Here is a 7,501-nt window from a genome sequence, read left to right as displayed (position 1 = left end):
CGGCTTCGGGTGTGTCGCAAAGGGTCATCTGGTCGGGGGTCCTGGCCTCGCGGAGTGGAACTACCTTGTAAACGTAGGGCGAGGGAGCGAAGCGGAAGGGCTTGACGATCTTGTCCAGGCCCGGCAGAGGAGGCTGGAGGTTTGCTTTCTCCTGCTCATCAGGACGGCTCTGGAGCCCTGAACCGACTTCCTGGATTTGTGATGTAGTTCTCATGGTCTTTTTTTTCTCTGCTCAGTCCGGTCTCTCACCTCCCTGCCTAAGTGGTTGAAAACACGAGGGCTTGAGCGAGATGAGGGGCGGACCTCCAACGAATCCTTCAACGATTTTCACCCTCGTTAATTATCCGGTGCACGCACGGTGCGGACACGCCCGTTGCCCGGATGCGAGGGGAGTTCAGACCTCCATATCCTAAGAAAGATGAGAACGGATATGACTCAACGGTATCGGAAATTCAAACGCGCCTGGGGCATGTATTACGCGTATGACAACCTCACGGGCAACTCGGTCAGCCTCAAGACCCGCGTCAAGGCCGAGGCGGAACAGAAGCTCAACGCGATGAACGAGGCGGAGCGCCAGCCCGGCATCAGCCTCGGCCTGGCTCGCGTTTACATCAACGCCACGGACCCGAAGCTCGCCACCAGGACCTGGCAGGAGGTGATGGATCACATCGTCGAAAAGAAGACCGGCGGCAGCCGTGCGCGCTGGGAGTTGGCTATTCGAGACAAGAACTTCGACTGCCTCCGCAAGCTCAAGGTCGCTGAGACCCGGGCCGAGCACTTCGATCGCGCCCTGGCCGGCGGCAGAGTTTCAACCAACATGTTCCTGCGCCGCATTCACAACCACGCCCTTGGCATGGAGTGGCTCCTCAAATCCGTCATCCCGCGCATGCAATGGCCCCGATTCGTCTTCAAGCCGAAACGCGCCATCACCGCCGCCGAGCACGCCGCCATCGTGGCGCGCGAGCGTAACCCCGAACGCCGCGACTTCTACGAGCTGCTCTGGCACACCGGCGCCTCGCAATCGGACGCCGCCTGCCTGACGGCCAATGACGTTGACTGGGAGCGCCGCACCATTTGCTACTCGCGCAAGAAGCTCAAATCCCGCGGGGCCGCCATCAGTCCGGCGCTGATCCGGTTTGGCGAGGAGGTCGCCGCCCTTCTGCGGCGTCGCCCGCAGTCCGGCCCGCTCTTCCCCTACCTGCGCACGGTGCGACCGGGCGACCGGGCCACGGAGTTCAGGCAGCGCTGCGCGGGATTGGACATCAGCGGCGTGACGTTGCACTCGTACCGCTATTCGTGGGCCGAGCGTGCGCTTAAGTGCGGCTACCCCGAGCGTTTCGCGCAGCAGGCCCTGGGGCACAAGTCGATGGCGGTGCATCACGCCTACTCCAAACGCGCTGAAGTAACCGTGCCTTCGCTCGACGATTGGGAGAAGAAGTGGAAGGAAGACCCGGCCGCCGTGCAGCAGCCGAAAGTAGTAGCGGTGGACTTCCAAGCCAAACCCGCCGCCCCCGAAACGAATCAGGCCCAGGCGCCCGAAAGCGCCCAGGCCCAAGCCGGGTGAACCGCCTCTAGCGGATCCTAGTTCAACTGTAACGCCGCCGCACGGGTCGCCACCAGGGCGCCCTTGCGGCGTTCGTTTTTTCGCCGCCAGTACGAGCTAACGGTCTTCGTCACCTCGTCGAGCCAGTCCCGGTCCGCGAACAGGGCAATCAGCTCGATCGTGCTGAAGTACTTCACGGCACTGGGCCGAGGCTTGCCCAACGGACGCAGCGTGCCCGCGCTGACGAGGATCGCCACGTCCTCCGACGAGCAGTTCAGCAGTTTGGCCACCTGTGTCGCATGGAGGCGCGCCGGAAGGTCCTTCGTCGCCCAGGTTCTCATTGCCGCGTGGATAGTGTCGCTATTCATAAGCACTCGCTTCGAGAAAGGATTCCCTCACCATCTTCACTCCGCCACGGCCTGGCCAGCCGTCCGCTGCTGCTGTGCCTGCTGCACCCGCGCAGCAATCTCTTGCGCCGTCAGCTTCGCCGCCGGGTTGTCGCTGAGCTGCTCGACCAGGCCGGAAACCGTCGTAAAGACGCCGGCCTCCTTCTGGTGATCCATCAGCCACTTGACGAACTGCGCGTCAACGGCTCGGCCCTGCGGCGTAGTCGTCAGGACCGCCCGGGCAGTTTCCACGCCCTGGACGAGCGCCTCATTGACCTTGCGATTGCGGACCTGTCGGTACCCGTGATAAAGGCCCGCCAAGGCCAGCGCCACAATGCTGCCGATGCCAGGCGCGAACGTGTTGACGACCGAACCCGCAGCCTGAATCACCGCCTCCGCCTCGGGCTTCGCGACCAGGTTCGTCACCGGCACCTGCACGACGTTCGTGTAGAACACCGGCACGAAGTTGGTCACCACCGCCGTGACCAGGTTCGTCGCTACCGGCTCGCGCGTCGCATAGCCCGACACAGCGCCCGAGACGGCATTCGTCACATAGACGATGCTCGTCCGCTCTACAACCTCAGGCACGGTGTTGGTGACGACCACGGTGTTCGTCACGACCTCCACCACCGGTTGGTTTGTCCACGTCACTTCCTTCTTGTACGCCCGGTCCAGCGTCGAGCACCCGCTCAAGCCACTGACCGCCAACATTGCCGCAACCACTACGGCCGCTCCACACCACATACCGATTTTTGCTGTTTTCATTTTCTGTTTCTCCTGCGCGAGGAGCCCCTGAGTTCATCCCGGCACTCCTCAAGAACCTTGGTGTTGTTGTCCAGGCACACGACGAGCTTGGCGTTCGTCGCGCTCTGCTCGGCCACCACGCCGCGCAAACTTTCCTGGTAGCACTCGCGAGACTGCTTGTGGTCAGCGAGCAACTGCTCGTGCTGTTTTACGAAGTAACGCACGACCCACACGCCAAAGAGTCCGATGACCACCAGACTGGCGATGAAGAGCCAGCGATCATCCTTTGCCGCTGCGTGGTCCACGCCCCGCAGAAATTCACTCATGTTCATGTTCGTCATGGCACCATCACTCTCTCCATCAGGAGCCGATTCACTCGGAAGAACTCGGCTCGGTTCGTCGCCGGGAACCACGTCGCCTCGCCGGTCACACTTCCCCAGCTCGCCAGGTTCGTGCTCCGCCCAAAGACCGGAGTCAGTCGCACCCACGAACTGCCCGCCATCACCGGCGCTGTCGGCTTGCTTTCCCAGGAGACCTCGTTGCTGAAGTCCGATTCCAAGCCGTTGGTGCTGACCACAGTTGCCGCGAAGAACCAACGCCCGCCGTGCGGCAACACCACCGACTGCGTCAGCGCCAGCCCTGTATTGGTCACCAACTGGTAGGACCGAGTGTTCGTGCCGTAGTAGAGCCTGTAGCTGGCAGCGCAGGCGCACGGCGACGCATCCCACGCCAGCGTCAACCGCTGTGCAGCGGCCACGACAGGCCAGGCCAACATCAGAATGGTCCAGAACCACTTCATGCGCGCACCAATTGAACCGAGCCGCTGCCGCCGACAATCAAAGCGCCATACTTCGAGAGCATCGCCTGCGCTACGCGCGAGATAATCGGCCGCGTGTCGCTCTTGCTGTACTTTGTGGTGGACGAGTTGCTCGTGTCCGAGCTGCTCGTCTTTGTGTGGGTTGCTGTCGCCGTGGACTCGACGCCCTCGCCGGCTGGCGCCGCCGTCCGATCCGCAATCAGGAGCTCCCGAGCCATCTCGCACACCGCGAACGCAACGGGCGCCGGCACCTGCGTGCTCGGCACGAAATTCGTCAGCACCGGCGACAGCGTCGTGCTCGTCACCAGGTTGCGGTCAGGATCAGGACAGCGCTCACGCGGCCATTGCAGCGCCTGCGCGTCATGCGCCCGATAGCCGTTGAACTGGTACTGCGAATCCACCAGGCGCGTCGCCATCACCAACGCCGCGGCCTTCGTAGTCGCGGTGGCAGCCGTCCACGCCGACACATACAAATGCGCCTCGAAATAGGAGTCCGCCTCGGCAACGGTGGCGTAGCTGTTCGAGTCGCCCCTGCCGGTGCCGTCTTCCTTGATCAGAGTGAGAGCCATAGCAAATCAGTTCTAAGGTGCGCAGTAGTACCACTGGTAAGCCGGACCAAACGGCCCGATGACCTCTGTGCCGCACCGGTAGCGCATCCGGTAGGACACATCGTCGTTTTCAAAGTCGCTGAACGCCCGCACGTGCCGAAACAACCGCTCGTTGCTCGACACGGCACCGACGTAGTTCTCCACCCAGCCTTGAGAACCACGCGACCAGTAGAGCTCGATCGTGCCATCGGGAAAGCGCCCCTGCTCGAACGTGAAATCAATCAGCACATCGAACCAGTACAGCGGCTCCCCCGCGCTCTCCGTCAGGTTGAGGCCCACAATCACCGGCTCAGCCGGCATTCCCAGCCCACAGCGCCGTCGCCGCTGCCGCCGCAACGCCCACCACGCCCGCAGCCGGTCCGACATCAGCAACCGCCCTCTGCCCTTGATCAACGTCAGTGCCATAACATCACCACCTACACGAATTCGACCCTCACCACGTTCGAGTAAGCCGAGTACCCAGCCGCGTTAAACGCCCGCACCCGAAACTCCCAGAACCCGCCGGTCGCGATCTCATAATCGAAGTTGTTCACGTTCGGTCCACCCGCGCCGAGCACCTCGAACTCATATTCCGGCGCGTCCTGCCGGCCCTCGATCTCGACACCCAGCTCGCCCTCGACGGCCGTCATGTCCCAGGTGAGCAGCACAGCCCCAGCCGTGTCCAACCCCTGCAAGTTGCTCGGCGCGACCGGCACTCCCGCAGTCGCACCCGACGTTCGTTTGCGCCGTCGCCACTGCAACCGCAGCGCCAGCCACGAGCGCACGACGCTCCCAACACGCCTACTCGGCCGGCTGAGCTGAAGTAACTTCGCCATGTTTTTCCTTCAGCTGCTGTTTCGCGTCCTCGCCTCGCGTCACCTGGTCGCCACCATTGGCGGCACCGGCCACCACCACAGGCTTGGCGTCCACTGGTGCCTCAGGAGGCAACAGCGGACGCCTCACCCGTCGAATGATTGGAAGCAATCCGTTCATGAGTTAGATGGCGTTTGCGCCAATCGCGATCTGCTTCCAGTTCGCGCCGTCGCTGATGGCCAGGCACGGCACCGAACCAGTCCCGCCGGCGCTCAGGTAGATGACGCGCCGCGGGAACTTAGCTGCGGTCACACCAGCAGCGTTGGCGGCGGCAACATTGGTGAACGTCGGGATCTGAATCACTTCACCCGACCGAATCTTCTCGAAACTCCAGGGAATCAATTTGCCCATACTTGTGTCCTTTCAGGGAAGGCAAGCGCCGGGGATGTCGCCATCCCCGGCTCATGCTCAGTTGTTGTGAGTGATCGCCACCAGGCGCACGTTCTTGTTCTCCCAAACGCGCACCCAGTTGGCGGCCGTCTCCAGCTCTGCAGCCGTCGGCGAATCGCCAGCGACAGAAGCGCTGGTGAACTTCACACCCCGCGGGTGCAGGATGTAACGACGCCGGTTGATGAGCACCGTGTCGCTGTCCAGCGGCACGCGAGCCAGCTCGACACCCTCAGTGCCGAAGCCGCCCTGAAGCGGCGTGCCGCTCAGCGGCGCAACGCCCTTGGCGAACGCGCCCTGGCCGAACAGGTAGGTCGTGTAAACGGTGCCATCGGTCGTGCCCGCCCGAGTGGGCAAGCTGTCATCCACCACCACACGCCGGCCCTGGAAACTGGCCAGACTCGGCTTGCCTTCGCTGTCCGGCAGGAAGTCGATCAGATCCAGCTTCTTGAGTGCCGCCTCGGTTGCCGAGTGCATCGCCACGGCGGTCAGCCTGCTGGCCGCATCGCCGAGCTTGGCGCACGCGTCCACGAAGGTCGCGCCGTTCAGCTTGGTCGCCGACGTGGTGCCCGCCACCGATTCAGAATGAATCGCAAGCAGGTTGCCCGCCATGGAGGCCGCGGCGAACATGCCCTTCAGGCAGGAGATCACCAGCGCCTCATCCGTCCGCGCCCAATAAGCGCCGACCAGGTCCACGATCGCACCCATCGGATCGTCGCCCGAGACCACCTTCGCCAGGTGGTTCACCGACCACACCTGCGCATCGTTGTGGATGCGCGCGATGTCGGTATCCGCCGCGATCTTGTTCACCGTCAGCGACGCGGAATCGTTCAGCAACTGCCGCGCCGCAGTCAGGTCCTTCCAGAACGGCATTTTGACCTCACGGCCGCCGCCCTGCGCCAACGTGTCAAACTCGGGCGCCATTTCGATGATGCCCGACTCGCCAAAGCGCGACAGCTCAGCCGTCCGCTCAATGGCGTACTTCTCGAACTCTGTGGGGATGATCACATCCGCCACTAACGTCTTAGCCATATTTCACTATCTCCGGTTGTGATCCGCAAAGTGGGGCAGGCGTCTCGCCTGCCTTCCCCTATGCAGCCGCCCTCAATCGGGCCGCCAACTGCGGATCGGATTTCTGCAACTTCATTTGCTCCGTGAGGTTCCACGTCTCCTTCCGGAACGGATTCCTCGCGGACCTGCCTGCTCGCGCCCCTGCGCCTCCCCCGGAAGCGTCGCCGGCAGCCCCGCCACCGGCGTTGGACTCGAACAAATGAGGAGCGTCGGCGACCTGCAGATCCACCCACTCCTCCAAATTCAACGGCGTGAGGCCATCCTTGCCCATGCGCACCGTCTGCCCATCCGCCTCAAACGCGGTGGGAACACCCTTCTCCAGCCGGAACACGCTCCGCGCCCGCGCCGTGATGTCCGGGATCGCCGTCGGCCGCAGCCCCCGCTTCGACGCCGCCGCCGTCACCCCCTGGTCAATTTGGATCGCCGTCAGCCGCGCATTCAGCGCATCCCGCTCCGCCACCACCGCCTGCACCTGCTCCGACTCCGACCGCTCGAACCGGCGCTTGATCTCGTCCCGCTCGCGCCTCAGCGCCACGTTGGCGTCCCGGAACTCGTCCACCTTCGACCTCTCCACCGCCCCCTCCACATCCAGCACCCAGGCTCCATCCCGCTCCACATACAGCCCCTGCAACTCCGCGGGGATTTCCTCCTTCGACTTCGCTCGAAACTTGATCGCCATGGCGCAAGCGTAGCATCGGTTTTGGCGAGCAAGTCCGGCCCGGAGCTGGACTACCGTCAGGAACCGTCAGCAGCCGTCACGGGCCGTCAGGAGCCGCCATTTTTCTTTTTGACGACCTCCCGAAATCTGGCGCCTCCCATTAACACCCACATTCATGCGGGTACCCCCGCCCTCGCCCGGCCCGCCAACCGCTTCAACGGCTTCTTGGCAGTCGGCAATCGACTATTGGCTATTCCTCCCATCCGTCCCCTGCGTCCCATCCGTCCCTTCCGTCCCTCTGAAATCTGAAATCCTGAAATCTGAATTGCCCACTCGCGCCCGCGCGCCGAAAAGAGCCGCCCCGCAGGGGCAAAAGAAAATAGCCCAGAAGTTCTCTGTGCTGAGAAGGACTTTTTCATAGTAATTATTCACTTG

Annotated in this window: 12 protein-coding genes; 1 reads left to right on the top strand and 11 read right to left on the bottom strand. The window is 63.1% G+C overall.

The features are described 5' to 3' along the window. Positions 1 to 214 (bottom strand): hypothetical protein (locus P5205_22230; protein HSA13079.1); only part of this gene is annotated, 214 nt, incomplete at its 3' end. A 204-nt stretch (positions 215 to 418) separates the two neighbouring features. Between P5205_22230 and P5205_22225 the strand changes: the two genes are divergently transcribed. Then, positions 419 to 1,564 carry a tyrosine-type recombinase/integrase gene (locus tag P5205_22225; protein HSA13078.1) on the top strand — a complete coding sequence of 382 codons (1,146 nt, stop codon included), beginning with the start codon at positions 419 to 421 and terminating at the stop codon, positions 1,562 to 1,564. 17 nt (positions 1,565 to 1,581) lie between these two features. On the opposite strand, the gene P5205_22220 is transcribed toward P5205_22225, so the two are convergent. The 10 genes from P5205_22220 to P5205_22175 form a co-directional block, all read right to left on the bottom strand. Continuing rightward, positions 1,582 to 1,911, bottom strand: a complete 330-nt coding sequence (locus P5205_22220; protein HSA13077.1) for a hypothetical protein — start codon at positions 1,909 to 1,911, stop codon at positions 1,582 to 1,584. Between the two features lie 36 nt (positions 1,912 to 1,947). After that, positions 1,948 to 2,694, bottom strand: a complete 747-nt coding sequence (locus P5205_22215) for a hypothetical protein (protein ID HSA13076.1) — start codon at positions 2,692 to 2,694, stop codon at positions 1,948 to 1,950. Next, positions 2,691 to 2,999: a hypothetical protein gene (locus tag P5205_22210; protein HSA13075.1), complete on the bottom strand. Its 309-nt coding sequence runs from the start codon at positions 2,997 to 2,999 to the stop codon at positions 2,691 to 2,693. Before P5205_22210 ends, P5205_22215 begins: the two co-directional genes overlap by 4 nt. Positions 3,000 to 3,010: 11 nt before the next feature. Continuing rightward, positions 3,011 to 3,472: a hypothetical protein gene (locus P5205_22205; protein HSA13074.1), complete on the bottom strand. Its 462-nt coding sequence runs from the start codon at positions 3,470 to 3,472 to the stop codon at positions 3,011 to 3,013. Then, positions 3,469 to 4,059, bottom strand: coding sequence for a hypothetical protein (locus P5205_22200; GenBank protein ID HSA13073.1), 591 nt, complete (start codon positions 4,057 to 4,059; stop codon positions 3,469 to 3,471). Before P5205_22200 ends, P5205_22205 begins: the two co-directional genes overlap by 4 nt. Positions 4,060 to 4,071: 12 nt before the next feature. Then, positions 4,072 to 4,503 carry a hypothetical protein gene (locus P5205_22195; protein HSA13072.1) on the bottom strand — a complete coding sequence of 144 codons (432 nt, stop codon included), beginning with the start codon at positions 4,501 to 4,503 and terminating at the stop codon, positions 4,072 to 4,074. A gap of 11 nt (positions 4,504 to 4,514) precedes the next feature. Continuing rightward, on the bottom strand, positions 4,515 to 4,913 hold the full coding sequence (locus P5205_22190) for a fibronectin type III domain-containing protein (GenBank protein ID HSA13071.1): 399 nt from the start codon (positions 4,911 to 4,913) through the stop codon (positions 4,515 to 4,517). Between the two features lie 160 nt (positions 4,914 to 5,073). After that, the gene (locus P5205_22185) at positions 5,074 to 5,301 is read right to left on the bottom strand and encodes a hypothetical protein (protein HSA13070.1); all 228 of its coding nucleotides are present in this window, start codon (positions 5,299 to 5,301) and stop codon (positions 5,074 to 5,076) included. A 57-nt stretch (positions 5,302 to 5,358) separates the two neighbouring features. After that, positions 5,359 to 6,369 (bottom strand): coat protein, encoded by a 1,011-nt coding sequence (locus tag P5205_22180; protein HSA13069.1) that lies wholly within the window; start codon positions 6,367 to 6,369, stop codon positions 5,359 to 5,361. A 58-nt stretch (positions 6,370 to 6,427) separates the two neighbouring features. Continuing rightward, positions 6,428 to 7,087: a hypothetical protein gene (locus P5205_22175; GenBank protein ID HSA13068.1), complete on the bottom strand. Its 660-nt coding sequence runs from the start codon at positions 7,085 to 7,087 to the stop codon at positions 6,428 to 6,430. Positions 7,088 to 7,501 lie beyond the last annotated feature (414 nt).

The organism is Candidatus Paceibacterota bacterium (assembly GCA_035452965.1).
Classification (GTDB): domain Bacteria; phylum Verrucomicrobiota; class Verrucomicrobiia; order Limisphaerales; family UBA8199; genus UBA8199.
The sequence above is the reverse complement of the archived record's forward strand: the minus strand, read 5'-3'. Positions and strand labels throughout refer to the sequence as shown.

Excerpts from the sequence above, each read along its gene's own strand:
- P5205_22185 (HSA13070.1), bottom strand. The coding sequence starts at position 5,301 with ATGGGCAAATTGATTCCCTGGAGTTTCGAGAAGATTCGGTCGGGTGAA.
- P5205_22200 (HSA13073.1), bottom strand. The coding sequence starts at position 4,059 with ATGGCTCTCACTCTGATCAAGGAAGACGGCACCGGCAGGGGCGACTCG.
- P5205_22220 (HSA13077.1), bottom strand. The coding sequence starts at position 1,911 with ATGAATAGCGACACTATCCACGCGGCAATGAGAACCTGGGCGACGAAG.
- P5205_22205 (HSA13074.1), bottom strand. The coding sequence starts at position 3,472 with ATGAAGTGGTTCTGGACCATTCTGATGTTGGCCTGGCCTGTCGTGGCC.
- P5205_22195 (HSA13072.1), bottom strand. The coding sequence starts at position 4,503 with ATGGCACTGACGTTGATCAAGGGCAGAGGGCGGTTGCTGATGTCGGAC.
- P5205_22180 (HSA13069.1), bottom strand. The coding sequence starts at position 6,369 with ATGGCTAAGACGTTAGTGGCGGATGTGATCATCCCCACAGAGTTCGAG.
- P5205_22225 (HSA13078.1), top strand. The coding sequence starts at position 419 with ATGAGAACGGATATGACTCAACGGTATCGGAAATTCAAACGCGCCTGG.
- P5205_22210 (HSA13075.1), bottom strand. The coding sequence starts at position 2,999 with ATGAGTGAATTTCTGCGGGGCGTGGACCACGCAGCGGCAAAGGATGAT.
- P5205_22190 (HSA13071.1), bottom strand. The coding sequence starts at position 4,913 with ATGGCGAAGTTACTTCAGCTCAGCCGGCCGAGTAGGCGTGTTGGGAGC.
- P5205_22175 (HSA13068.1), bottom strand. The coding sequence starts at position 7,087 with ATGGCGATCAAGTTTCGAGCGAAGTCGAAGGAGGAAATCCCCGCGGAG.
- P5205_22215 (HSA13076.1), bottom strand. The coding sequence starts at position 2,694 with ATGAAAACAGCAAAAATCGGTATGTGGTGTGGAGCGGCCGTAGTGGTT.